This is a genomic window from Nonomuraea sp. NPDC003727 (assembly GCF_053586935.1).
Genome location: NZ_JBSFNE010000003.1, coordinates 468663 through 491779, shown reverse-complemented (window position 1 = coordinate 491779; position 23117 = coordinate 468663). Strand labels below are relative to the sequence as shown.

The following is a 23117-nucleotide window of genomic DNA, read 5'->3' as shown; positions in this document are numbered from 1 at the left end:
ATCGGGTAGCGGAGGCGGATGCGCCTGACCTATACCAGCGATCTCTGGTGGAAGAACGCGGTGATCTACTGTCTCGACGTCGAGACCTACAAGGACGGCAACGGCGACGGGGTCGGCGACTTCCGCGGCCTCACCCAGCAGATCGACTATCTGCACAGCCTGGGCATCACCTGCCTGTGGCTCATGCCCTTCTTCCCCACCCCCAACAGGGACGACGGCTACGACATCACCGACTTCTACAGCGTCGACCCCCGGCTCGGCACGCTCGGCGACTTCGTGGAGTTCATGCGCACCGCGACCGACAGGGGGATCAGGGTGATCGCCGACCTGGTGGTCAACCACACCTCCGACCAGCACCCGTGGTTCAAGGACTCGCGATCGAGCAAGCAGTCGCGGTTGCGCGACTGGTACGTCTGGAGCGACACGCCCGAACCCGACGACCCCAGCCAGATCGTCTTCCCCGACAAGGAGGACTCGATCTGGCAGTTCGACGAGCGGACCGGGCAGTACTACCTGCACAGCTTCTACCGCCACCAGCCCGATCTCAACGTCGCCAACCCGGAGGTGCGCGACGAGATCGCCCGCATCCTCGGCTTCTGGATGGAGCTGGGCCTGTCGGGGTTCAGGGTGGACGCGGTGCCGTTCCTCATCGAGAACGTGGGCGACAAGCTGCCCGACCCGCACGCCTTCCTGGCCGACCTGCGCGCCTTCATGTGCCGGCGCGAGGGCGGATCGATCCTGCTGGGCGAGGTCAACATGCCCTACAAGGACCTCGTCGGCTACTTCGGCGACGGCAACGGCGACCAGCTCACGATGTGCTTCGACTTCATCCTCATGCAGCGGATCTGGCTGGCGCTGGCCAGGGACGAGGCCGAGCCGATCTACCAGGCGCTGCGCGAGCGCATCATGCCGCCCAAGGACTGCCAGTGGGCGACCTTCCTCCGCAACCACGACGAGCTGACCCTGGACAAGCTCAGCGAGGAGGAACGGCAGGAGGTGTTCGAGGCCTTCGGCCCCGACAAGAGCATGCAGATCTACGGCAGGGGCCTGCGCCGCCGGCTGCCCTCGATGCTCGGCGGTGACCTGCGCCGGGTCAAAATGGCCTACAGCCTGCTGTTCTCCATGCCTGGCACCCCGGTGATCTTCTACGGCGAGGAGATCGGCATGGGTGACAACCTCGACGAAGAGGGCAGGATGGCGGTCAGGACCCCGATGCAGTGGTCACGCGGCGGCGGTTTCAGCGAGGCCGAGCCCGTGCGGGGGATCCCCGGCGGCAGCTTCGCCCCCGAGCGGGTCAACGTCGCCGACCAGAAACGGGACCCCGACTCGCTGCTGCGCTGGTTCCAGCTGCTGATCGAGCGCTACCGGGAGTGCCCGGAGCTCGCATGGGGCGAGAACACGGTGCTGGAGACCGGCAACCCGGGCATCTTCGCGCACCGCTGCGACGCCGCGGGCGCGACCGTGGTGGCCGTCCACAACCTGGGCGACACCGCGACGGAGGTCGAACTGCTGCTGAAGGACCGGGGCGACTGCGTGCTCACCGACCTGCTCTCCGACGAAAGCATGGACGTCGAGGACGGCAGGGTGACGCTGCCGATGGCGCCGCACGGCTGCCGCTGGCTGCGCGCCGCCCCGCGCGAGGACATGCCGCCGGAGGACGCCTCGATCATCGCTCGGTGACCGGGTAGGCCGGCATCGCCGGCCGTGCCACCCGCTCCAGTTCCTCGCGCGTGGCGCCGTCGCGGGCCCGGGCCGACATGCCCTGGATGACGGAGGCGTAGAAGGTGGCGAGGGCGGGTGGGTGGGGCCGGGTCAGAGGTAGGAGGGTCCCGTGACGCGGTGGCGGAAGGTCCACCACACCCACGCCTGCGCCAGGACCAGCAGCGGCATCAGGACCAGCATCACCGGCACCAGCAGCGCCAGCGTGGCCCCGTCGGCCGCCGACGCCGCCAGGTCGAGGTCCGCCCCCGCCAGCACCACGATGCCGGTCAGCGCGGCCGCCGTCAGCGCGTAGGTGGGCCTCTCGCCGGACCCTCCGGTCAGCCGTACGGCACGCTCCCGCAGCCGGCCCGTCAGCCGCAGCCCCGCGAACGCCAGCCCGTGCATGGCGAACAGCACCGCGACCACGAGCGCCGCCGCGACCGGCACCGGCAGGATCCGCGTGAAGATCACTCCCCAGGCCAGCGCCAGCCCCCACGAGCCGGCCACGATCGCCCCGTCACAGCCGGCCTGCCACCACGCCGCCGGCACCCGGCCGCGCAGCCACAGCCCCATGTCGCGCACGATCCAGCTGACGAGCAACGCCACGAGGGCCAGGTAGTTGCCGCCCAGCAGCTCACCTTCCAGTTCGGGGAACAGCCCGGCGAGCACGCCGGCCAGCGCCACCAGCCACACCTCGTTGCCGAGGAAGAACGGGGCGATCGCGGCGATGACGGTCCTGCGCTCGGTGGCGGTCTTCCCGAGGTACGGCAGCAGCATGCCCACCCCGATGTCCGCGCTGGCCAGCAGGAAGTAGCCGAGCGCGAAGAAGGCCAGGACGAAGATCTCCATGGTGGCGTCCTCAGAAGGTCAGGGCGGGAACGGGGGTCTCGATCGGGCGTTCGGCGCCCAGGGCGACGGCGTCGGGGCCGCGCCTGGCGGTCCTGGCCAGCAGCCAGTAGTTGACCAGGATCAGCACCCCGAACACCGCGCTGAAGGCGATCAGGGAGACGCGCACCTCCGTGGCGCTGAGCGGGGACATCGCGTCGGCCGTGGTCAGCAGGCCGTACACCGCCCATGGCTGGCGGCCCACCTCCCGGAAGACCCATCCCGCCAGCATCGTGACGAACGGGACGGGGATCATCGCGGTCAGCAGCCAGTGCCAGATCCGCAACCCGCGGACGGCGGGCCGGAACAGCATCAGCAGGAAGCCGGCCGCCGAGAAGAAGAGCATGACGGCGAACAGCAGCATCATCGTGATGCCCGCGGCCTGCACCAGGCCGACGGGCGGCAGGTGGTCGCCGGGGCCGAAGCGGGCCACCATGTCGGCCTGGACCCGGGCGAGGTCGTCGGCCCCGCCGGACCAGGCCGCCGCCTTGCCCGGCTGGAGGGTCTGGAAGCCCATGCCGCCGAAGGCCGCGGTGACCATCGTGGCGGGCAGGGCCAGGCCGGCGCCGATCCGGAGCGACTTGCGGAAGAAGTCCTGCTCGGTGGTGCGCCTGCGCAGGTGGTAGGCGCTCACCCCGGCCATGAAGAACCCGGCGACGACCATCGCGCCGCTCAGGACGTGCCCGAAGGCGACGAGCGAGGCGGGGTTGGCGGTCAGCGCGCCGAAGTCGGTGAGGCGCAGCACGCCGTCCACGACCTGGTGGCCGACGGGGTGCTGCAGGAAGCCGTTGGCGATCAGGATCCAGAAGGCGCTGGCGTAGGCGGTCAGCGTCACGATCCAGATCAGCGCCAGGTGCGCCCACTTGTTGAGCCGGTTCCAGCCGAAGATCCACAGGCCGAGGAAGGTGGACTCGACGAAGAAGGCGACCAGCGTCTCGATCGCCAGGGCCGCGCCGAAGACGTTGCCCGCGAAGTGCGTCAGCCCGCTCCACGACATCCCGAACTGGAACTCCATCACCAGCCCCGTCACGATGCCCATGGCGTAGTTGATGATGTAGAGCTGGCCCCAGAACCGCACCATGCGCTGGTGCAGCGGGCTGCCGGTCAGCGTCGCCACCGTCTGCAGCACCGCGACCAGCGTCGCGAGTCCGAGCGTCAACGCGACGAAGAGGAAGTGCGCCCCCGCGGTCAGCGCGAACTGCAAGCGGGCCAGGTCCACCGTTTCCATGCCCCGACCCTCCCGGTACGGCATGCGCCGCCGCATCGGCCCACGGTTGCGTGGCGGGTACTCCTCAGGGCGTAAGCCATCCGGGCGTGACGAGACCGGCCTCGTAGGACAGGACGACCAGCTGGGCCCTGTCGCGCACGTTCAGCTTGGTCATGATGCGGCTGACGTGGGTCTTCGCGGTCGCGGGGCTGAGCACGAGCCGCGTGGCGATCTCGTCGTTCGACAGGCCGTGCGCGACCAGTTCGAGCACCTCGCGCTCGCGGTCGGTCAGCGAGTTGAGCTCCGGGCCGGGGGCGGGGCGCTTGACCCGGCCGGCGAACTCGGCGATGAGCCTGCGGGTGATCGAGGGGGCGATGAGCGCGTCTCCGCGGGCCACCACCCTGACGGCGTGGATGAGCTCGGCGGGCTCGGTGTCCTTGACCAGGAAGCCGCTGGCGCCCGCCTTGAGCGCGCCGTACACGTAGTCGTCGAGGTCGAAGGTGGTGAGGATGATCACCTTCGTGCCGGCCATGCGGGGGTCGGTGACGATCTGGCGCCCGGCCTCCAGTCCGTCGAGCTCGGGCATCCTGATGTCCATGAGCACCACGTCGGGGCGCAGCTCGCGGGTCCTGGCCACGGCCTCGACGCCGTTGGCGGCCTCGGCGACCACCTCGATGTCGTCCTCGTCGGACAGGATGGACCGGAACCCGGCCCGCACCAGCGTCTGGTCGTCGGCCAGCAGGACGCGGATCACAGCGGCAGCTCGGCGACGACGCGGTAGCCGCCCTCGGGGCGCGGCCCCGCCTCCAGCGTGCCGCCCAGCGCGGCCGCCCGCTCCTTCATGCCCTGCACGCCGTACCCGCTTCCTCCCGTGAAGACGGCGGAGGGCCCGTCGTCTTCCACTGTTATCGCTATCTTTCCGGATTCTTCGGTGATGGTGAGCCGGGCGCTTCCGGCCGCCGAATGGCGGGAGACGTTCGTCAGCGCCTCGGAGACGATCCGCGCGGCGGCGAGGTCCACCTCGACGGGAAGGTCGCCGTGCGAGACCCGCCTGGTGACGTCGAGGCCGGTGCGCCGGACCAGCTCGTCGAGCTGCCGCAGCCCAGCCGTGGGAGCGGTCGGCGCCCTCTCGTCCACCTGCCGCAGGACGCCCAGGGTGGCGCGCAGCTCCCGCAGCGTCTCCTTGCTGGTCTCCTTGATCGCCCGAAGCGCCGCCTCGGCGTCCTCCGGCCGCTTCCTGATGCCGTGGAGCGCCGCCCCGGCCTGCACGTTGATCGACGAGATGTTGTGGCCGAGCACGTCGTGCAGCTCACGCGCGATGCGCAGCCGCTCCTCGGTCTCCCTGCGCTTGGCCTCCTCCTCCTTGCTGTGCTCGGCCTCGGCGGCCCGCCGTTCGGCCTCCTGGAGGTAGGCGCGCCGGTTGCGGGTCACGCCGCCGCTCGCCACCACGGCCACCATCCAGCCGGCGATCATGAGGAACAGGCTGTCGTCGACGTGCCGGACGCCGCCGGTCTCGCCCAGCCCCATGCCCAGCAGCGCCATGCCCGCGACCGTGGCCGCGGCCACCAGGTGCCCGAGGTCGGCGGCGGTGTAGAGGGCGAGCATGGGCGCCACCAGGACGGGCCCGTCCTGGGCGGAGAGGGGGTAGTAGACCGCGGTGGCGATCATCACGACGAGCAGGACGGCGACGGGATGGCGGTGCCTGAAGAACAGCGCGCCGGCCGCCACCAGCGGCAGGACGACGTCGAGCACGGTGAGGGTGACGCCTGACTTCATCAGCGCGGTGATCGCGGACCCGAGCAGGATGACCGTCACCGCCGCGATCGTCACTCTCATGCGTCCATTCTGTCGCGCCGACCGGCGCCGGACGGCCTCCCGATCCACCGCCTGGGCCATACCCCGCCTTCATCGCAGAACGTAGCGAAATGCTTCCACCTGTCCCAGACCGAGGCGGGCCTGCGCGGCCGGCTTCTCCCTGGCCGCGGTGATCGCCAGGCCGCTCGGCGGCGCCCTGTCCGACAGGGTCGGCCCGGTACGCGTCCTGGCTACTTCCCGCCCCTGGTCATGGGGGCCGTCTACACCGTCACCGGCGCCTACGCTCACGGCCCTTGCCGCTCTCCTCTACACATTGAAGGCATTTCGGCCGGGTAAGGGATCGGAATGAGCACACAGGATGAGCGCCGCCGGCCCGAAGACGAGCTTCGCCGGCTCGACGAGGACATCGCGAAGCTGAAAGGGTCGACCGCCGAGATTCGCGCCCAGGTCAGGGACATGGGCGCGACGGATGCGATCGAGCGGGCGGCGATGCTGAGCATGGCCGACGAGCAGGACGTCCTGATCTCCGAGCTCGAGGTGAGACGGGAGCGGCTACGCGCCCGCCTCGGCTCCTCTTAGCGTGCGGCCGACCTCGTGAAGGTGGCGGAGCGCCTGGCCGTAGGAGCTGAACACGCCCGACTCGACGTACTCCACCCCGAGGTCCTCGCAGTACGCCCGCACGATCGGCCGGGCCCTGCGCAGGTTGGGCGTGGGCATGTTCGGGAACAGGTGGTGCTCGATCTGGTGGTTGAGCCCGCCGAACACCACGTCGGCCAGCCAGCCGCCGCGGACGTTGCGCGAGGTCAGCACCTGCTTGCGAAGGAAGTCCAGCTCGTCGGCGGCGGTGAGCACCGGCATGCCCTTGTGGTTGGGCGCGAACGTGCAGCCGAGATAGACACCGAAGACCGCCTGGTGCACCAGCGTGAACACCACGGCCATGCCGAACGGCAGCACGCTGAAGATCAGTCCGAAGTACCACACGAAGTGCAGCACCAGCAGCGTCCCCTCGAGGCCGCGCCGCCGCATCGCCTTGGTGCGCAGCGCCTTGAAACTGGCCACGTGCAGGTGCCAGCTCTCCAGCGTGAGCAGCGGGAAGAACAGGAACGCCTGCCAGCGCGCCACGAACCTGGGCAGGCCGCGGGCGCGCTCCACCTGGTCGGTCGACCAGACGATCACCGCGGGTGAGACGTCGGGGTCATGGTCCTCGTGGTTGGGATTGGCGTGGTGGCGGGTGTGCTTGTCGGTCCACCAGCCGTAGCCCATGCCGATCAGCAGGTTGCCCACGAGGCGGCCGGCGAACTCGCTCGGCCGGCGGGTCCGGAACACCTGCCGGTGCGCCAGGTCGTGTGCGGCCAGCGCCACCTGCGCGAACGCCAAGGCCAGCGCGAAGGCCACGAGCAGCTGCCACCAGGAGTCGCCCACCAGGACGAACGCCACCCAGCCGCAGGCGAAGAAAAGGCCCACCAGGCTGAGGCGAAGCGTGTAGTAGAGAGGCCGCCTGTCCAGCAGGCCGGCTTCGTTGATCTTGCGTGCCAGTCGTGCGAAGTCGCTGCCGCGGGCTTCGACGGTGACGGGGACGTCGGTCACGGGGCTCCTCATGAGCGTCGGACAATGGCCCCACCCTTGCGTGCACTCCCGTACCAGGGCAATCGATCGTCAGTTCGGTGGTCTCGTGTCGGGGTCGCGTCGGCCAGACTGGAGAGATGATCTACGCCGGCACCCCGCTCACCGATGCTGTCCGCCGCGCCGTCACCTCCGTCTGGGGCATCCCCGCCGGCGACGGTGAGCGCCTGCACGGGGGCGAGGAGTCGGCCGCCTACCTGCTCGGCGAGTACGTGGTCCGGGTGGGCCCCGTGTCACGCGCCGCCGCCGACGCCGAATGGTGCCACGCCGTCGCCCGCCGCGCCGCCGACCGGATGCCCGAGGCCGTGGCCCCGCTGCCCACCCCCACCGGGGACACCGTCATCAGGGTCGACGGCCGCCTCGTCTCGCTCTGGCCGTACGTCGAGGGGAGCTGGCCCGACTCCGACGAGCCCGAGCAGCGCGCCCAGGGCGCGCGGCTGCTGGCCCGCCTGCACGCCGCCCTGGCCGACTGCCGTCCCGGCCCGCGCCCGTCACCCGCCTTCCAGGAGTCAGGCCTGTACGGCGAGCCGCCCCGCGACGCCGCCGGCCTCGACGACCCCGCGTTGGACCGGTGGCTGGCCGAGTTCCACCGCACGCACCCGGTCAGGCACCCGCTCCACGGCGACTACTACACCGGCAACACCCTCGCCAGGAACGGCGCCGTCGTCGCCGTCCTCGACTGGGACGAGACGTTCGTCGGCGCCCCCGAGGTCGAGCTGGCCGCCGCCGCGCTGGAGTGGGGCGACGACGAGCTGGGCGCCGGCAAGGAGTTCGTCGACGCCTACCTCGCCGCCGGCGGCACCGCGGCCCCGCTGACGGAGGAGGAGCTGGCCCAGCTGATCAGGCACAAGCTGCGCCGCGAGTACGCCTACTTCCACAAGGCCGTCGCCGCAGGGGTGGTCCACGACGAGGAGGACCTCGACTACCACCGCGAGCGCGTCGCCCTCTTCCACAGCCTGGCCCCCTGACGCGAGCCGTTCCCGGGTCGCTCCCCGCCCGCGCGGTGCGCTACCCGGTCTGGCCGGTCGGCCGGCGGCTCGTGCCCACCGCGCGCGCGAGGCGGCGCCAGGACAGCGCGATCGTGACGATCACGACGAGCCCGGCGGCCGCCGCCCACCACCAGGCGGCCCGCCACGGCCGGGGAGGCTCGGCCGGCAGGCCGACACCCACCAGCGCGTCCTTGAGGAAGGCCGGGGCCCGGTGCCAGCCCGTCCGGACGACGTGCCGCTGCGCCGGGGTGTGGACGAGGGGGGCACCCACGGCGTACGGATACAGATCCTGGACGACTTCGGAGTCGTCCTCCGGCAGGTGCCAGGCGAGGCGGTAGCGCGGCCCCAGGTCGCCGGGCGGGGGAGCGGGACGGAACTCGCCCGGCAGCTCGGCGACCAGCGCGACGGTGACCGCCGAGCCCTCCCGGACCAGGTCCAGGCTCGCCGCCGTCCGCTCGTCGTCCGGGCTGATGCGGAGGGGGACGGAAAGCCCCGGGCCGGTGAGGACCCCGCTGTCCACACCTTTCGCCAGGGCGGGCGTCGCTGTCCCGAGAAAGGCGAGAAGAAAGGAGAAAAGAAAGGCGAGAAAGAATCCCGTGCGGGTCATGACTCCATTACACGCTGAAACCGCGGCGAATGTCATTGATAGTTGCGCTACTTCTGGATTTCCGAAATTCCTTGACGGGGCGCGGCCGTGGATCCAACACTATGGAAGTTCTTGTGACTCACCACCTGGAAAAAAAGGGGGACGCGTGGTCGCGACTCTTTCCGAAATCGTGCGGTTAGCTCCCGACGGGGCCCGCGTCACCATCACCCTTCCGCCCGAGGCCGACCAACTGGCCTGGCACGCGCACACCCGGTTCGCCGGTCCCCCGCTGGTCCAGAGCTTCGACCTGGCCCCCGCCGGCCAGCGGCAGGTGATCCCGAGGAAGATCTTCCCCGGCGGCAAGGTCGAGACGTTCCGCCGCTCGGGCTTCGACCTGGTGCTGTACGAGGCGGCCGACCGTACCAACAGCTGCCTGGTGTGGGCGGGGCCGCACAACGAGGCGACCACCTGGTTCGGCGGCCCCGCCCCCCGCCGCGCCGTCCTGAACCGCCTGGTGGCGAACCTGACCTTCGCCGACTCGCCGGAGGGCGCGCGGCTGGTGCCGGCCGACGCGGTGGCGAACCTCCAGCAGTCCACCACCGTGCTCATCGGCAACAGCGAGCGGATGGTCATGATGGTCAAGGACGCCCGGGGCGCGCGGGAGGAACTGCCCACCTGGAGGGGCGCGACGCAGGGCGACGCGGAGGTGTGGAAGGAGCCGCTGGGCCTCGACCCCGAGCAGGCCGACGCGGTGCGCGGCACGCCGTTCGAGTGGCGCTACATCATCGCCAACGCCACCTCCATCACCGAACTCGTCTTCCACCGGCGGGCGGCCGAGGCCGCGCAGCTCAGAAGCACCGAGGAGCACGACAAGGCCGCCGCCGTCCTGGCGGGCGTGAAGGCCGTGTGGGGCGGATGAGCCTCGCCACGGCTCTCGCCCTGCTGTCCCTGCTCCTGTCGGTCTTCGCGATCCTCGCGGTCGGCGCCGTCTACGCCCGGCTGCGGATGATGGAGCAGACCGTGCTGAAACCGGGGCGCGACCGGCTCGACGACGAGGTGCGCGAGGCGCCGCCCGCGCTCAGGCCCGGCCGTGACCAGGACGGCACGCTCGTCCTCATGCTCGACGCCTCCTGCTCCATCTGCCGGCAGGTCTGGGCCGCCGCGGCGGCCGTGTCGCGGTCCAGGACGCGCGTCGTCGCGGTGTTCTCCCACGCGGACTCGGCCCAGGGTTTCGACGGACCCGTCGAGAAGGTGGCCGATCCCGACCTGTGGACCGCCCTCCACGAGGGATACACCCCGTGCGTGCTCGCGGTCGACGCCACGGGACGGATCACGGACCGGCGGTTCGTCTACGCCGACACCGACCTGCCCACCCTGTTCCACGACCTCATCCCCTCCCTCTCGACCTCCGGGAGCAGCCATGCGTCTTGACCTCATCCCTTCGGCCGAGACCGCGCCCGAAGGCGCGGCCCCGAGCCTCGTCCGCAGCCTCATCCCCGACGCCCCGGTCGCCCGCCGGACCGTGCTGCGCGGCCTGGTGGTCGGCGCGATCTCCGCCACGCTGGTGCCGTTCGAGTGGGTCCTGTCCAAGCGGGCCGCCCACGCCGCCGGGCCCACCTCGGAGTGGACCGCCGCCAACTGCAGTGACGGCTACCCCTACGGGTACGGCGAGGGCGCCAACAACTGGTGGGTGGACAACAAGAAGGTCTGCTTCGGCGGCTGGCGGATGGGCAGCTACCCCTGCTCGTCCGGGTCGAGGGGATACCACTTCGAAGGCTGGCGCGGCTACTACGACGAGGGCTACACCTCCACGCGCGTCACCACCTGCAGCAGGCGCAACGCCTGGCGGTGGACCTCCAGCGGCACCACCTACCGCTGCTCCGACGCCAGCACCTTCGTCCGCTGGAACGACGGCGACAGCTACACCGGCCTGACGATCGCCATGTGCTTCCTGTGATCGCACTTCGCAGGCTGGGCCTTCACCCCGTCGTCCTCGCGGCGCCGATCGTGCTCGGCGCCGCGGTGCCGTGGGCGGTGAAGGCCCCGGCCTTCCTCCTGTTCCTCTGGGCGGGCCTCAACGCCGGGTACGCCAACTCCGGCAGCACTTGAAGCCACAACTCGGCATTCCTGCTGAGCGCGTCGGTCTGGCGCGGTTCTGGTGCGTTGGCCTACTTCGGTGTCGGCCTGCTGCTCGGGGCGTCGAGCGTCGCCCTCGTCGCCGGGGCGATCGGTGGCGTGCTCCAGGCGCTTCTTCCGCCGTACGTCCGGCTCGCGGGCCTGGCCCTCCTGGCGGTGGTGGTTTTCCTGCGGGAGGCGGGCCTGATCACGCTGACGGTCCCGGAGAACCGGCGGCTCGTGCCCGAGCACGTGCTCGGCCGCGGCCGGGTGCTGGGCGGCATCCAGTTCGGGTTCGAGATGGGGACGGGCATGCGCACGTACTCCCCGTCGGCCCTGCCTCACCTGGTGCTCGTGTCGCTGCTGCTCGCCGTGCCGTTCTCCGGCGCGATGGCCGCGGCGGTGGGCTTCGCCGCGGCGCGCTGGATCATGGCGGCGGCCAGCATCACCCACGGTGACGACGGGGAGTGGACGGAGCTCTGGCTCGGCAACCAGCGGCTGCTGGCCGTCGCGACCGCGGTCGGGACCATCGCTTCCCTGCTGCTCGGCCTCTGGGCGGCCGGATGGTGAAGGCACTCGTCGTCGTCCACGACAGCGGGTGCGGCGGGTGTTCGGCCATCGCGTCGGCGTTGTCCGGCGTGCTGGCCCCGCCCGTGCTCGTCCGTTCCTGCCGCGACCCGCACCTGCCACGGGAGTTCCCCGTGCTGCGCGGGGAGGTCCCGTGCGCCCGCCCGCTGGCGATCGCCCTGACGCAGGACGGCCGGGCCGAGCTGCTGAGCGGGTTGCGGCTGATGTGGCGGGGAGCGCTGCTGGTCGCCCCCGGCCGCCGCCGCGCCGCTTTCCGGCTGGCCGTCACCGTCCTGAGAACCCGGCGCCGATCCACGACCGGATGACCGCCCCTCGCGCCATTCTTTCGCACGGCTTTCCGGCCGTTCCTTTCGCCATTCCTTCTTTTCTCGCGGCGCCGGAGGGAGAAACCGCCGGGCATTCAGGCCGGGTTCTCCGCGTGGGTCAGCGTCTCCCGGCCGAGGAAAATGGTTCACGCGGCCGGACGGCCCTGCGCGACATGCGGAGACTTTCCTACCTTCTCGAGGGAGCCGGGTTCGCGCGGCGGGCGGGGAAGCCGTGGGTGCGCGCGGCGATCACGACGGCCGGCACCGGCGTCAGGAGCACCAGGACGGTCCACGGGAAGGAGGCGGCGCCCAGGAGGTTCAGCAGCACGCCGCCGGCCACGCCGCCGCCCGCCATGGCCGCGTTCCACAAGGTGACGAGCATCGCCTGGGCCGTGTCGGCCGCCTCGCCACCCGCCTGGCCGACGGCGGTCTGCAACAGGGTGGGGACGCCGCCCCAGCCGAGCCCCCACAGCGTCACCGCGACGTAGACCAGGGCGGGGCTGCCGGCCGGCACCGCCAGGGCGGCGGCCGCCACGGCGACCAGGACGGTGCCCGCGACGGTGAGCGCGCGCAGCCGCCGGTCGATGTGCGCGCCGACGATCCAGATGCTCACCAGGGAGGCGGCGCCGAACAGCAGCAGGACGAGGTCGACCGAGTCGCCCATGCCGAACCGGTCGAGGAAGGTGGCGATGTAGGTGTAGAGGATGGTGTGCGCCAGAACGAACACCAGCGTGACGACCAGGATGGGAGCCACGCCGGGGACGGTGAGGGTACGCAGGATCGGCGGCCGGCCGGCACGCCGCTGTCCGGGCTGGTCGGGGACCGCCAGCAGGATCCACGCGACCAGGACGACGGCCAGCCCGGTCATGACCGAGAACGTCACCTGCCAGCCGAGCACCCCGCCGAGGAAGGTCCCCGCGGGCACGCCCAGCGACAGCGCGAGCGGGATGCCCGCCATGACGACCGCGATCGCCTTGCCCTGCAGGTGGTCGGGGGCCAGCCGGCGGGCGTACCCGGCCAGCAGGGCCCACACCAGCCCCGCGGCCACCCCGGCGACGAACCTGGCCGCCATGGTCAACGGGAAGGACGCCGAGACCGCCGTCACCGTGTTGGCGACGGCGAACCCCGCCACCCCGGCCAGCAGCAACCGCCTGCGCGACCACCCCGCTGTGGCGGCGGAGAGCGGGATCGCCGCGACCGCCGTGCCGATCGCGTAGATCGTCACGGACTGCCCCATCGCTGACACGCTGACGCCGAGGTCGGCGCTCATCGCGGGAAGCACGCCGGCGGGCAGCGCCTCGGTCAGAACGGTGATGAAGGCGGCCGTGGTCAACGCCAGAAGCGCGGCGAGCGGGAGTTTCCGGTCATCGGTGGCGGCGCGGGGACCGACAATGGTGTCGTGATCTCTCATGGCTCGTATGCTCAAACCATCACATAGATGTGAAGGTCAATGTGACGAGGTGTGAGGTGGAGCACATGCGCATCGGAGAGCTGTCCGAGCGGACCGGCACGCACCGCCGGCTGTTGCGCTACTACGAGGAGCAGGGGCTGATCGCCCCCGACCGCTGCGCGAACGGCTACCGCACCTACGACGAGCGTCTCGTCGACCGGGTCCTGCAGATCAGAGGGCTGCTCGACGCGGGCCTGCCGACCAGGATCATCAAACAGATCCTGCCCTGCCTCGACAAGCCCAGAATCATCCACTTCACCGACGCGACACCGGAGATGCTCTCCACTCTGGAACAGGAGCGCGATCGCATGACCCGGCGCATCTCCTGCCTGACCCGCAACAGGGACGCGATCGCCGACTACCTCGACGCCGTCCGCGCCGACGCCGCACCCGGCCCGGCGCCCGAGCCCCCCGCGACCCCCTGACACGCCTTGGCGGGCCGCGCACGGCCCACGCCCTCAGAAGGTGATCTCGTCGACCCGCGCGATCCTGGCGCCCGAGGCGGCCAGCTCCCTCTCCACCTCGGCGGCGATCTCGCCGGCCGGCCGGTCGGCGTCGTAGGTGGCGTGGGCATCACTGACCAGCGTCACCTCGTGGCCGAGGGCCAGCGCCGTGAGCGAGGTCTCGCGGACGCAGTACTCGCTCTGCATGCCCGCCACCACCACGTGGCCGGCCGGCGGCAGCAGGTCGATCAGGTCGGTGTTGGCGAAGGAGTCGGGGACCTCCTTGTCGATGACGGGCTCACCCTCGAGCGGCCGGTGGACCAGCTCCCACCCCGGCGAACCCGGCACGTCGGGATCGCGGGGCCCGCCGTTGTTGCGGACCCAGACCACCGGCTCGCCGGCGGCACGCGCCCGGTCGAGCAGGGCGCCGATCGCCGTTGACACGCTCTCCCAGGCCGGGACGGGGGTGGGGGGCTCCAGCATGTTCCGCTGGACGTCGATGAGCAGAAGCACCCGAACACCGTATCGAATCACTGCGCGCGGCGCCATGACAGCCGCCGCCAGTCCATGACAGCGATATGACAGCGGCGCCGTGCAGGGTGAGCGGCATGACACACGTTCTCATCGTCGGCTCCGGGCCGACCGGACTGACCCTCGCCATCGAGCTGGCCCGCCGCGGCGTCGACCTGCGCATCGTGGAGAAGTCTCCCGTGCACCCCGAGGGTGTGCGGGGCAAGGGGCTGCAGCCGCGCACGCTCGAGATCTTCCACGACATGGGGGTCATCGACGAGATCCTGGCGACGGGCGCGGTCTATCCCCCGCTGCGCGCCTACAAGGACGGGCAGACGGTGTGGGAGGGCCGCATGCACGAGCCGAAGGAGCCCAGCGCGAGCGTGCCGTACCCGATGGTGATCATGCAGCCGCAGTGGCGCACCGAGCGGATCCTCAGGGAGCGGCTGGCGCGGCTCGGCCACGAGGTGGAACTGGGCGTGGAGGTCACGGCGTTCGAGCAGGACGCCGAGGGGGTGACGGCCACGCTCGCCGACGGCGAGCGGATCAGGTGCGCCTACCTGGTGGGCGCGGACGGCGGGCGCAGCACCGTGCGCAAGGCGCTGGGCGTCGGGTTCGTGGGGGAGACGTTCGAGAGCGAGCGGATGCTGCTGGCCGACGTGAAGGTCCCCGACGTCGACAGGGAGCACTGGCACCTGTGGGGCGACATGGCGAGCCGCAAGCTCGACGTGAGCCTGTGCCCGCTGCCGGGAACGGACCTGTTCCAGCTCACCGCCCCCTACACCGGGGAGGACGACGTGACGCGGATCCTGGACGAGCACGCGGGCGTGAAGCCGACGGAGGTGGTCTGGCGGTCGGAGTACCGGGTCAACATCAGGATGGCCGAGCGGTTCAGGGTGGGCAGGGTCTTCCTGGCCGGCGACGCGGCGCACGTCCACTCGCCCGCCGGCGGCCAGGGGCTGAACACCGGCGTGCAGGACGCCTACAACCTCGGCTGGAAGCTGGCCGTCGGCTCCGAGCCGCTGCTCGACAGCTACGAGCAGGAGCGGATGCCGGTCGCCGAGCACGTGCTCGGGCTGAGCACCCGCCTGCTGAGGGAGGGCGACCACACACGGGACGAGGAGACGCAGCAGCTGACCCTCGGCTACTGGTACGGCCCGCTGTCGGAGGGGCCACGCGGCGGTGAGCGGGTGCCGGGCGTGTACGGCGGCGGCCGGTTCACGCTGCTCGCCGACACCACCGAGCGATACGGCGACGCGGTGCGGGTGCTGCCCCCGCTGCCGGGCCAGGAGGGCGTGCTGCTCGTCCGGCCCGACGGCTACGTCGGCTACGACGGCGACGAGGCGGGCGTGCGCGCCTACCTGTCACGGCTCGGCGTGGAGACCGCGTAGCGAGCGTGCGCCCACCGGCACGGCGTTGCGTGCGCCCACCGGCACTGCGTTGGGGGCGCCCACCGGTTCACGGCTCGGTGTCGAGACCGCGTAGCCGACGGGCCTCGGCCACCATGGCGGCCGCCTCGGGGGCGGGCCGCCACGCCGCCGCGCCCTCCAGCACGGTCGCCCGCACGGTCTTGTCGTCGCACCCCGCCGTCAGCTCCAGCGCCATGTCCGCGTGGTCGCGCGAGCCCGACGCCGTGGCCAGCTCCAGATGGATGAGCGCCACCAGCTGCGCGGGCGCTCTCTCGACGAGCGTCAGCGCCTCGCGCAACAGCTTCGCGGCCGTCACGGGATCGCCGCCGCGCCGCGCCAGCTCGCCCCGACCGTGCAGGACGCGGGCGCGGGCCACCGGGTCGGACTCGGCCGCCTCCCACGCCTGGTCGAGCGCCGCCCCGGCGGCGGCGAAGTCGCCGAGCCTGGCATGCAGCTGGGCCAAGCGCACCCTGAGCATCACGGGGCCGGGGATCGCCTCCAGGCCGCCGATGGCCGTGGCGTGCCGTACGGACTCCGTGGCGAAGGACAGCGCTCGGGCCGTCTCGCCGCGGTTCTCCGCGGCGAGGGACAGCCAGGTGAGGGTCATGGCCTTGCCCCAGCGGTCGCCGGTCGCGCTGTAGCCGTCGAGGGCGGTCGCCAGCAGGGCGTCGGCCGCGCCGGGCGTGCCGTACTCGAACTCGACGATGCCCGCGATCAGCCGCACCGTCGACCTGATCCACGGGTCGGGGTGGTCGCCGAGCCTGGCCAGCGACCCTCGCACCCGCGCCATGACGTCGCCGGGCGCGGCGGCCGCGCCGGTCAGCCCCCACCAGGCCAGCGCCGCGGGATGGTCGGAGGCCAGCAGCGCCGGACCCGGCTCGCCGCCGATGATCGCCGCGCACAGCTCGGCCGCGAACCCGTCCCCCGCGGGCATCCTGGACGCCCACGCCCGGGCCTCCCGCCGCCGGCCCCGCATGATCCACAGCCAGGTCCTGGCCAGGAAGAGCCTGAGCGGATCGCCGGTACGGCCGAGGGCGGCGTCGAGGTTGGCCTGCTCGGCCTCGAACACCGCCAGCCCTTCGAGCTGCCGTTCCGTCCTGAGGGTGGCGTCGGCCCGCTCGGCCAGCGCGGTGTAGTAGCGGTCGTGGGCGGCCACGACCGACGGGTCGTCGAGCTTCTCCGCGGCGTAACGGCGCACGGTCTCCAGCACGGTGTAGCGCTCGCCCGTGAACGTCACCAGCGACTTGTCCACCAGCGACTCGATGCCGGGCCCGCACACCTCGCGCACCGCCTCGTAGGTGGCACCGCCGGAGAACACCGACATCCTGGCCAGCAGCCGCCGCTCGCCGGGCGACAGCAGCTCCCAGCTCCAGTCGATCACGGCGCGCAGCGTGCGGTGCCGGGGCTCGGCCGTACGGCTGCCGCGCAACGACAACCGGTCACCGAGCTGGGCGGCCAGCTGCGCGGGCGACAGGGTCCGTAGCCGCGCGGCGGCCAGCTCGATCGCCAGCGGGATGCCGTCGAGCTCGCGGCAGATGTCCGCCACACCGGACAGGTCGAGCCCCGACCTGGCGGCGGCCGCGCGGTCGCGGAACAGCTCGACGGCCGCCACCTCGTCCAGCGGCGGCACGGCGTGCAGGTGCTCGCCGGTGATGTCCAGCGGCTCCCTGCTGGTGGCGATGACGCGCAGCCCCGGGATCTCGGCCAGCAGCCGCGCCGCCACGTCGGCCGCCTGGTCGATCACGTGCTCGCAGTTGTCCAGCACGATCACCGGGGAGGTGCCGCGCAGCGCCGCCACGGGATCGGCGGCCTTCACCGCGCTGGACAGCGCGGTCAGCACGTCCGACGCGGGCGCGAGCGGGATCAGCCACACACCGTCGGGAACCCTGAGAGTGGCGGCGGTCTCGATCGCCAGCCGCGTCTTGCCCGCGCCGCCCGGACCGGTCAGCGTGACCAGCCTGGCGACGCCGAGCAGCTCGCGCACCCTGGCCACGTCGGCGGCACGCCCGACGAAGCTGGTCAGCTGGGCGGGCAGCGTCGAGCCCGGATCCTCCCGCAGCGCCGCCTCGTAGGCGTCGAGCAGCTCGCGACCGGGGTCGGTGCCGAGCTCGTCGGCCAGCCGCCGCCTGATCCGCTCGAACACCTCCAGCGCCTCCGCCCGCCGCCCTGCCGACAGCAGCGCCCGCACCAGCAGCGCGTGGTACGGCTCCCGCAGCGGATGCGCGGCGACCAGCCCCTCGAGCTCGGCCGTCGCGTCGACACCCCGCGCCAGGTCGGCCCCGATCCGCGTCGCGAGCGTCGCCAGGCGCAGCTCCTCGAGGTGGGCGGCGGGCGCGACGGCGAAGAGCAGGCCGGAGGCGTCCGCGAGAGCCGTACCGCGCCACAGAGACAGCGCCTCCTCGGCCGCGCCCTCGCGCGCCAGCCGCTCGAACCGCCACGCGTCGACGTCGTCGGCCCGCACGTCGAGCAGGTAGCCGGACGGATGCGTGACGATCAGGCCAGGAACCTCCCTGCGTGCGCGCGAGACGAGCGACTGGAGCGCGGCGGCCGGGTGCGCGGGCGGGTCGTCCTGCCAGAGGTCGTCGACGAGGCGTTCGGCCGCCACCACCCTGCCGGGGTCGAGCGCCAGCCTGACCAGCAGCGCGCGCGGCAGGGCGCCGCGAACCGTCGCGCCTGGCACGTGGAGGGGGCCGAGTATCCCGATGCGCATGCCCACATCCAAGCGTGCCCCTTCCGGACACCGTCACCGACCCCGTCACCTGACCCGCTGCCCACCCGCACACCCTGCCGCCGGCCTCGTCACCTGACCCGCTGTCCACCCGCGAACCACGTCACCTGACCTGGTGCCCACCTCTGAACACCGCCACCGGACGGAGCGCGCCGATCGGCTACGCGTGCGGCCCCACGGTGATCGTGCCGATCGTCAGCCGAGGGGTGGCCTCCAGGATCTCGCCCACCCTGCCGACCTGCTCGTCCAGCTCCTTCAGCTGCGCGGCGCTCAGCTCGTCGAGCGGTTCCACGGTGACGTCCAGGCGCCTGCCGGACCGGCGCTGGTGCCACACCCCCGCCACGATCCCGTCGACCAGCAGCACCGGATAGTTGCCCGCCTGTCCGCCGCCCAGCGCGCGGTCCCACGCCCTGCCGGGGAACAGCTGCTCGCGCGGATGCGAGCCGACCACGAAGGCGTCGAAGTACGGCAGCAGCCGCACGCCTCTCGCCGGCTCGCTGGCCGCCTCGGTGTCGCCCGCGTTCACCCAGCCGCCTTCGACCTCGTCGAGCGCCGCCCGCTCGAACACCCTGGCCGCCCAGGTGACGGGCGCCGCCAGCCATCGGGCGAAGTGCTGGGGCGTGGCCGGGCCGTAGGAGTGGAGGTAGGCCCTGAGCAGCTCGGCCTGCGCGGTCCCGGGGTCGGCGGGCCGTACGTCCGGGCTGGTGTAGGTCACCTTGCGGCCCTGGTTGGGCCCGAACGCGAGCACGCCCCGGTGCGCCGCCAGGTGGGTCGCCTGGCGCCAGCGCGACCACTTCGTCTGGAAGGCGTCCATGACGCGGTCGCCCGCCCAGGGGCCCGCGATGTCGACGACCGCCTCGTCCAGCTCGTCGATCGTGAGTGCCCGGTCCTTGAGCGCGCTGCCGATCGCCTCGACGACCTTCTCGATCTGGTCGGGGGTGAGCAGGTCGACGCGCCCCGCGGGGATGGACGAGAGGGCGCCCGTCCACATGGCCAGGTCGGCGGTGGGGAGCAGGTGCACGGTGCCGCGCGGGCCGTACGTCTTGGTCAGGCTGCGCTCGGTCCACAGCGCCTCGCGGACGTCCACCCTGGTGGTGCCGGGCAGCCGGAGGCTGACCGACAGCTCGGCGGCGGACAGGATCTGCGCGTGCGCCCCGCACATCGCGGCGACGACGTCGGCGGGGCCGCCCTGCTGGGGGAAGTGGCGCGCGAGACGACGGGCGTTCCAGTTCATGGTCTCAGCGTAGGAGCCATTGCGGCACGATTCGTTCCGCTATTCATGCGGAGCGAATCGCTCCGATAGAGTGGGTGCATGAGAGCGATCGTGATGGACGAGTTCGGCGGGCCCGAGGTGTTGCGGCCACGCACGGTTGACGACCCTGCCCCCGGCGAGGGCCAGGTGCTGGTGGAGGTGGCGTTCGCGAGCATCACCTTCGTCGAGACCCAGGTGAGGGCGGGAACCGGGCCCTTCGCGCCGCCCGCGCTGCCCCGCACGCCCGGCAACGGCGTCGGCGGCAGGATCGTCGCCGTCGGTCCAGGCGTCGACCAGGGGCTGGTCGGAACGACAGTGGTGACGACCACCGGCGGCGCGGGCGGTTACGCCTCGCTGGCCGTGGCCGCCGCCGCCGATGCCGTACCCGTGCCGGACGGCGTGCCGCTGCGCGACGCGGTGGCGTTGCTCGCCGACGGGCGTACCGCGGTGATGCTCCACGAGCAGGCGGAGATCAAGCCCGGCGAGCGCGTCCTGGTGCTGGCCGCCGGCGGCGGCGTCGGCGGCCTGCTCCTGCAACTGGCCAAGGCCGCCGGGGCCGTCGTGACCGGGGCCGCGCGCGGCAAGCGCGAACTCGTGGAGCGCTTCGGCTCCTACGTCGACTACTCGGCCGAAGGATGGGCCCGCTCCCTCGAGGTCGACGTGGTCTTCGACGGGGTCGGCGGCAACGTGGGCACCGAGGCGCTGACCGCCCTCCGCCCCGGCGGCCGAGCCAGCCTGTACGGCATGGCGAGCGGATCGTGGTCGAGGACGGACGGCCTGCCGATCACCGTCATCGAGCGCGGCGGACCGCCCAGCCAGGACGAACTTCGCCGGCTGGTCGCCAGGGCGCTGGAACTGGCCGCCGAGGGGCAGCTGGTGCCGACGATCGGGCAGACCTACCCGCTGGAGGAGGCGGCCGCGGCACACCGCGCGATCGAGACCCGCCAGACCACGGGCAAGACCCTGCTGGTCATCTGACCCCGGCACACCCGACCCGCCGGGGTTCCTCTCGCCGGCCGCGCCGGGCGGCACGGTTTCCCTATGTGATCCCGCCCGGCTTCCCTATGTGATCCCGCCCGGCGGCCGGGGTTTCCCTCCCCGATCGCGCCGAACCGGTCACGCCGGGCGGTCGCCGGTCCCCTCCTCGGTCACGCCGGGCGGTCGCGGGTCCCCCTATCTGATCGCGCCGAACGCGACCGCGGTGGTCGAGGCGATCACCGTGGTCAGCACGACCAGGAACAGCACCGAACGCATCGGATTGCGCCGCTGAGGCTTCGGTTCCTCCGGCTTGGCGTGGACATGTTGCGGCACGGGCGGCTTCGAGGGTGTCGGCGTGGCCTCCGGCGTCTTGACCGGTGGACGGGCGCGCACGGGCAGGACCGGCTCAGGACGGGGCGTGGGCCTGGGCGGCTTGCTTCTCGGCCGGGTGGGGGCGGGGGTCGGCTCGGGCGGCGGCGGCGGCTGCGGCTTCGGCTCGGGCTCGGGCTCCGGGGGCTGGGGGGTGGGGGAGGGCGGCGTGGGGGGCGCGGGGGGCGGCGGAGGGGGCTGGCAGGCGTCCGGCCCGACCTGGACCACCACGTTCGCCACGCTGATGCACACCGCGACGCCGACGCTCACCTCGACCGCGTTGTCACCGGGGCCCGGTGCCGTCACGCTCACCCACCCCTGCTCGTCCGCCTCGTCCTCGGGCGTGACGTCCTTCTGGTGCACCGCCACCGGGCGGGCGCCCGCCCGGCGCGCGAGGCGCGGACCGTAGCCGCTCCCTGCGGCGCCTCCGCGGGCCCCGATCGCCGGGTAGGCGGTGACCTTCTTCCGCGCCGCGACCGCCGGGCCGGAGACGGCGCTGTCGTGCGCCATGCTCGCCGGGTATGCGGTGACGTTCTTCGAGGCCGCGCCTGTCACGTCGGTGGTGACGTCCCTTTGGGCCGTGGTTGCCCGGCCGGGCGTGATGTTCTTCTGCGCCGTCGCTGCCAGCTCAGGGGTGACGTTCTTCGGGGTCGTGCCTGTCGCGTCGGTGGTGACGTTCCTCTGGGCGGTGGTCGCCGGGCCGGGGGTGATGTTCTTCGGGGTCGTGCCTGTCGCGTCGGGGGTGAGGTTCTTCCGCGCCGCCACCGCTGGGGCGGAGGCGGCGGTACCGCGGGTGCCGACCGCGGCGGGGGAGGTAGCGGTCTTGCGGGAAGCGGTCACGGGGTGGGAGGGGGCGATCTCTCGGGCTGCGGTCACGGGGTGGGACGTGGTGGTGCTCTTCCGCGGGTTGAGGAGGGCGGAGCCGGTGGTGGCGGGCGTGCGAGGGGAGACGGCGGTGGAGGTGGGAAGGGCGGAGCCGGTGGTGGCGGGCGTGCGAGGGGAGACGGCGGTGGAGGTGGGAAGGGCGGAGCCGGGGGCGGCGGGCGTGCGAGGGGAGACGGCGGTGGAGGTGGGAAGGGCGGAGCCGGGGGCGGCGGACGTGCGAAGGGAGAGGGCGGCGGAGGTCGGGAGGGCGGGGTCGGGGGTGGCGGACGGCTGGGGCATGGTGGGCAGGGCGGGGCCCAGGCAGAGCGCGCCCGCCACCAGTGCCGCCGCCCTCACGCGCTCCCCGCGATCCGCTGGAACTCCTGCAGCGCGGCCTGCAACGCCTCAGGCCCCACCGCCAGCGCCCCCGCGAACGCGTGCGAGATGTCCCAGGTCAGGTAGATGCCGACGCCCAGCATCCCTGCCATCGCCATCAGCGGCACCAGGGTGAGTCCGCGCGGCCGCGCCCCCGCGAGGAACGGGAAGACGATCACCACGATCCCGGTCAGCACGGTCAGCCACAGCAGTCCCGCGGGCGGCGTGGTGCCCGCGTCGGCGGCCCTGCGGCTGCGCGACGCCGACAGCTCCTCGACCTTGTCGAGCACCTGCGCCTTGGCGTTCGCGTCGAGCTCGGCCGCGTCGATCCTGTTGCGCAGCGCGTCGAGGCGCGCTCCGCCCTCGGGCGACATCCGGCCCTCCGCCATCAGCGGCCATTCGTCGCGCACGACGAACCTGACGTAGTCGTTCAGGCTCTGCCGTATCCACATCTTGTCGGCCTCGGGCAGGTCGCCGGCGGCCCAGTAGGTCTCCACCGCCGCCTGGCCTTCGGCGAAGGTGTTCTGGCGGGCGGCGTCGGCCGTGGTCCACGGCACGATGATGGCGATCGCGAACACCAGGAGGAAGAGCGCCGACAGCATCGCGCCCGCGTGGCCGGTGGACGGGCCACCCGGGTCGCGGTCCTCGGTGCCAAGCTTCCTGAACAGGAAGGCGGTGAGCGCGACCACGGCGACGGCGGCCGCCACGGCGGCAATCAGGGCAAGCATGACCCAGACTCTAGTGACTACGGTGTGTCACGTCGCGAACACGCAAAGATTTTCTCCGCGGCGTGTCGAGAACGCCCGGCGGTGTCCGACCAAGGGGCATGAACTACCTACTGACGATCTCCATGAACCCGGAAGCCGCGGGCACGCTGTCCGACGAGCAGCGCGACATGCTCGTCGAGCTGACCGGTCAGGCGGGG

At 72.3% G+C, this 23117-nt stretch carries 24 protein-coding genes; 12 read left to right on the top strand and 12 right to left on the bottom strand.

Annotated features, from left to right (window positions below; translation table 11 throughout):
* Positions 1 to 18 precede the first annotated feature (18 nt).
* A complete protein-coding gene (locus ACWDLG_RS11045) occupies positions 19 to 1680 on the top strand; it encodes an alpha-amylase family protein (RefSeq protein WP_354914416.1) in 1662 nt (553 codons plus the stop codon).
* 132 nt (positions 1681 to 1812) lie between these two features.
* On the opposite strand, the gene ACWDLG_RS11040 is transcribed toward ACWDLG_RS11045, so the two are convergent.
* From ACWDLG_RS11040 to ACWDLG_RS11025, 4 genes are all read right to left on the bottom strand, one after another.
* Positions 1813 to 2550, bottom strand: a complete 738-nt coding sequence (locus tag ACWDLG_RS11040) for a cytochrome d ubiquinol oxidase subunit II (protein ID WP_449918407.1) — start codon at positions 2548 to 2550, stop codon at positions 1813 to 1815.
* 10 nt (positions 2551 to 2560) lie between these two features.
* Complete coding sequence (locus ACWDLG_RS11035) at positions 2561 to 3814, bottom strand: cytochrome ubiquinol oxidase subunit I (protein WP_449918404.1); 1254 nt, start codon at positions 3812 to 3814, stop codon at positions 2561 to 2563.
* 64 nt (positions 3815 to 3878) lie between these two features.
* Positions 3879 to 4547, bottom strand: coding sequence for a response regulator (locus tag ACWDLG_RS11030; protein WP_449918401.1), 669 nt, complete (start codon positions 4545 to 4547; stop codon positions 3879 to 3881).
* Positions 4544 to 5629, bottom strand: a complete 1086-nt coding sequence (locus tag ACWDLG_RS11025; protein ID WP_449918398.1) for a sensor histidine kinase — start codon at positions 5627 to 5629, stop codon at positions 4544 to 4546. Before ACWDLG_RS11025 ends, ACWDLG_RS11030 begins: the two co-directional genes overlap by 4 nt.
* A 324-nt stretch (positions 5630 to 5953) precedes the next feature.
* Here ACWDLG_RS11025 and ACWDLG_RS11020 point away from each other — a divergent pair, with 324 nt between their 5' ends.
* Positions 5954 to 6187: a hypothetical protein gene (locus tag ACWDLG_RS11020; protein ID WP_354914428.1), complete on the top strand. Its 234-nt coding sequence runs from the start codon at positions 5954 to 5956 to the stop codon at positions 6185 to 6187.
* Here ACWDLG_RS11020 and ACWDLG_RS11015 read toward each other — a convergent pair.
* Positions 6161 to 7195, bottom strand: a complete 1035-nt coding sequence (locus ACWDLG_RS11015; protein WP_449918396.1) for a fatty acid desaturase family protein — start codon at positions 7193 to 7195, stop codon at positions 6161 to 6163. The genes ACWDLG_RS11020 and ACWDLG_RS11015 overlap by 27 nt on opposite strands.
* A 116-nt stretch (positions 7196 to 7311) precedes the next feature.
* On the opposite strand from ACWDLG_RS11015, the gene ACWDLG_RS11010 reads away from it, so the two are divergent.
* Positions 7312 to 8199 carry a phosphotransferase enzyme family protein gene (locus ACWDLG_RS11010; protein ID WP_449918394.1) on the top strand — a complete coding sequence of 296 codons (888 nt, stop codon included), beginning with the start codon at positions 7312 to 7314 and terminating at the stop codon, positions 8197 to 8199.
* 40 nt (positions 8200 to 8239) lie between these two features.
* Here ACWDLG_RS11010 and ACWDLG_RS11005 read toward each other — a convergent pair whose 3' ends face one another.
* Positions 8240 to 8827, bottom strand: coding sequence for a hypothetical protein (locus tag ACWDLG_RS11005; RefSeq protein ID WP_449918391.1), 588 nt, complete (start codon positions 8825 to 8827; stop codon positions 8240 to 8242).
* A gap of 169 nt (positions 8828 to 8996) precedes the next feature.
* Between ACWDLG_RS11005 and ACWDLG_RS11000 the strand changes: the two genes are divergently transcribed.
* The 6 genes from ACWDLG_RS11000 to ACWDLG_RS10975 are packed head-to-tail and all read left to right on the top strand — an operon-like array spanning position 8997 to position 11814.
* A complete protein-coding gene (locus ACWDLG_RS11000) occupies positions 8997 to 9725 on the top strand; it encodes a hypothetical protein (protein WP_449918388.1) in 729 nt (242 codons plus the stop codon).
* Positions 9722 to 10237 carry a hypothetical protein gene (locus tag ACWDLG_RS10995; RefSeq protein WP_449918385.1) on the top strand — a complete coding sequence of 172 codons (516 nt, stop codon included), beginning with the start codon at positions 9722 to 9724 and terminating at the stop codon, positions 10235 to 10237. Before ACWDLG_RS11000 ends, ACWDLG_RS10995 begins: the two co-directional genes overlap by 4 nt.
* On the top strand, positions 10227 to 10763 hold the full coding sequence (locus tag ACWDLG_RS10990) for a hypothetical protein (protein WP_449918382.1): 537 nt from the start codon (positions 10227 to 10229) through the stop codon (positions 10761 to 10763). Before ACWDLG_RS10995 ends, ACWDLG_RS10990 begins: the two co-directional genes overlap by 11 nt.
* A complete protein-coding gene (locus tag ACWDLG_RS10985; protein ID WP_449918380.1) occupies positions 10751 to 10915 on the top strand; it encodes a hypothetical protein in 165 nt (54 codons plus the stop codon). The genes ACWDLG_RS10990 and ACWDLG_RS10985 overlap by 13 nt, the downstream gene beginning before the upstream one ends.
* Positions 10916 to 10969: 54 nt before the next feature.
* Entirely contained in the window at positions 10970 to 11491 is a 522-nt protein-coding gene (locus tag ACWDLG_RS10980) for a hypothetical protein (RefSeq protein WP_449918377.1), read from the top strand.
* The gene (locus tag ACWDLG_RS10975; protein ID WP_449918374.1) at positions 11485 to 11814 is read left to right on the top strand and encodes a hypothetical protein; all 330 of its coding nucleotides are present in this window, start codon (positions 11485 to 11487) and stop codon (positions 11812 to 11814) included. Before ACWDLG_RS10980 ends, ACWDLG_RS10975 begins: the two co-directional genes overlap by 7 nt.
* A gap of 187 nt (positions 11815 to 12001) precedes the next feature.
* On the opposite strand, the gene ACWDLG_RS10970 is transcribed toward ACWDLG_RS10975, so the two are convergent.
* On the bottom strand, positions 12002 to 13225 hold the full coding sequence (locus ACWDLG_RS10970; protein WP_449918373.1) for an MFS transporter: 1224 nt from the start codon (positions 13223 to 13225) through the stop codon (positions 12002 to 12004).
* Positions 13226 to 13290: 65 nt separating this feature from the next.
* Here ACWDLG_RS10970 and ACWDLG_RS10965 point away from each other — a divergent pair, with 65 nt between their 5' ends.
* Positions 13291 to 13689 (top strand): MerR family transcriptional regulator, encoded by a 399-nt coding sequence (locus ACWDLG_RS10965; protein ID WP_449918372.1) that lies wholly within the window; start codon positions 13291 to 13293, stop codon positions 13687 to 13689.
* A 33-nt stretch (positions 13690 to 13722) separates the two neighbouring features.
* On the opposite strand, the gene ACWDLG_RS10960 is transcribed toward ACWDLG_RS10965, so the two are convergent.
* The gene (locus ACWDLG_RS10960) at positions 13723 to 14220 is read right to left on the bottom strand and encodes a cysteine hydrolase family protein (protein WP_449918369.1); all 498 of its coding nucleotides are present in this window, start codon (positions 14218 to 14220) and stop codon (positions 13723 to 13725) included.
* Between the two features lie 95 nt (positions 14221 to 14315).
* Here ACWDLG_RS10960 and ACWDLG_RS10955 point away from each other — a divergent pair, with 95 nt between their 5' ends.
* Positions 14316 to 15608 (top strand): FAD-dependent monooxygenase, encoded by a 1293-nt coding sequence (locus ACWDLG_RS10955; protein ID WP_449918367.1) that lies wholly within the window; start codon positions 14316 to 14318, stop codon positions 15606 to 15608.
* A 67-nt stretch (positions 15609 to 15675) separates the two neighbouring features.
* Here the strand turns inward: ACWDLG_RS10955 and ACWDLG_RS10950 are convergent, their stop codons facing one another.
* Both ACWDLG_RS10950 and ACWDLG_RS10945 read right to left on the bottom strand, forming a co-directional pair.
* Positions 15676 to 18336 carry a BTAD domain-containing putative transcriptional regulator gene (locus tag ACWDLG_RS10950; protein ID WP_449918365.1) on the bottom strand — a complete coding sequence of 887 codons (2661 nt, stop codon included), beginning with the start codon at positions 18334 to 18336 and terminating at the stop codon, positions 15676 to 15678.
* Positions 18337 to 18514: 178 nt separating this feature from the next.
* Positions 18515 to 19588 carry a winged helix DNA-binding domain-containing protein gene (locus ACWDLG_RS10945; RefSeq protein WP_449918362.1) on the bottom strand — a complete coding sequence of 358 codons (1074 nt, stop codon included), beginning with the start codon at positions 19586 to 19588 and terminating at the stop codon, positions 18515 to 18517.
* 78 nt (positions 19589 to 19666) lie between these two features.
* Here ACWDLG_RS10945 and ACWDLG_RS10940 point away from each other — a divergent pair, with 78 nt between their 5' ends.
* Positions 19667 to 20584 (top strand): zinc-binding dehydrogenase, encoded by a 918-nt coding sequence (locus ACWDLG_RS10940; protein WP_449918359.1) that lies wholly within the window; start codon positions 19667 to 19669, stop codon positions 20582 to 20584.
* Positions 20585 to 20779: 195 nt separating this feature from the next.
* Here ACWDLG_RS10940 and ACWDLG_RS10935 read toward each other — a convergent pair whose 3' ends face one another.
* Positions 20780 to 22174: a hypothetical protein gene (locus tag ACWDLG_RS10935; RefSeq protein ID WP_449918357.1), complete on the bottom strand. Its 1395-nt coding sequence runs from the start codon at positions 22172 to 22174 to the stop codon at positions 20780 to 20782.
* Positions 22171 to 22920 (bottom strand): bestrophin-like domain, encoded by a 750-nt coding sequence (locus tag ACWDLG_RS10930; protein ID WP_449918355.1) that lies wholly within the window; start codon positions 22918 to 22920, stop codon positions 22171 to 22173. The genes ACWDLG_RS10935 and ACWDLG_RS10930 overlap by 4 nt, the downstream gene beginning before the upstream one ends.
* Positions 22921 to 23117 lie beyond the last annotated feature (197 nt).

Coding starts and splice junctions, on each gene's coding strand:
- ACWDLG_RS11045 (WP_354914416.1), top strand. CDS start 19: ATGCGCCTGACCTATACCAGCGATCTCTGGTGGAAGAACGCGGTGATC.
- ACWDLG_RS10950 (WP_449918365.1), bottom strand. CDS start 18,336: ATGCGCATCGGGATACTCGGCCCCCTCCACGTGCCAGGCGCGACGGTT.
- ACWDLG_RS11005 (WP_449918391.1), bottom strand. CDS start 8,827: ATGACCCGCACGGGATTCTTTCTCGCCTTTCTTTTCTCCTTTCTTCTC.
- ACWDLG_RS10945 (WP_449918362.1), bottom strand. CDS start 19,588: ATGAACTGGAACGCCCGTCGTCTCGCGCGCCACTTCCCCCAGCAGGGC.
- ACWDLG_RS10930 (WP_449918355.1), bottom strand. CDS start 22,920: ATGCTTGCCCTGATTGCCGCCGTGGCGGCCGCCGTCGCCGTGGTCGCG.
- ACWDLG_RS10955 (WP_449918367.1), top strand. CDS start 14,316: ATGACACACGTTCTCATCGTCGGCTCCGGGCCGACCGGACTGACCCTC.
- ACWDLG_RS10970 (WP_449918373.1), bottom strand. CDS start 13,225: ATGAGAGATCACGACACCATTGTCGGTCCCCGCGCCGCCACCGATGAC.
- ACWDLG_RS11035 (WP_449918404.1), bottom strand. CDS start 3,814: ATGGAAACGGTGGACCTGGCCCGCTTGCAGTTCGCGCTGACCGCGGGG.
- ACWDLG_RS11010 (WP_449918394.1), top strand. CDS start 7,312: ATGATCTACGCCGGCACCCCGCTCACCGATGCTGTCCGCCGCGCCGTC.
- ACWDLG_RS11020 (WP_354914428.1), top strand. CDS start 5,954: ATGAGCACACAGGATGAGCGCCGCCGGCCCGAAGACGAGCTTCGCCGG.
- ACWDLG_RS10975 (WP_449918374.1), top strand. CDS start 11,485: ATGGTGAAGGCACTCGTCGTCGTCCACGACAGCGGGTGCGGCGGGTGT.
- ACWDLG_RS11040 (WP_449918407.1), bottom strand. CDS start 2,550: ATGGAGATCTTCGTCCTGGCCTTCTTCGCGCTCGGCTACTTCCTGCTG.
- ACWDLG_RS10995 (WP_449918385.1), top strand. CDS start 9,722: ATGAGCCTCGCCACGGCTCTCGCCCTGCTGTCCCTGCTCCTGTCGGTC.
- ACWDLG_RS10990 (WP_449918382.1), top strand. CDS start 10,227: ATGCGTCTTGACCTCATCCCTTCGGCCGAGACCGCGCCCGAAGGCGCG.
- ACWDLG_RS10965 (WP_449918372.1), top strand. CDS start 13,291: ATGCGCATCGGAGAGCTGTCCGAGCGGACCGGCACGCACCGCCGGCTG.
- ACWDLG_RS10940 (WP_449918359.1), top strand. CDS start 19,667: ATGAGAGCGATCGTGATGGACGAGTTCGGCGGGCCCGAGGTGTTGCGG.
- ACWDLG_RS11025 (WP_449918398.1), bottom strand. CDS start 5,629: ATGAGAGTGACGATCGCGGCGGTGACGGTCATCCTGCTCGGGTCCGCG.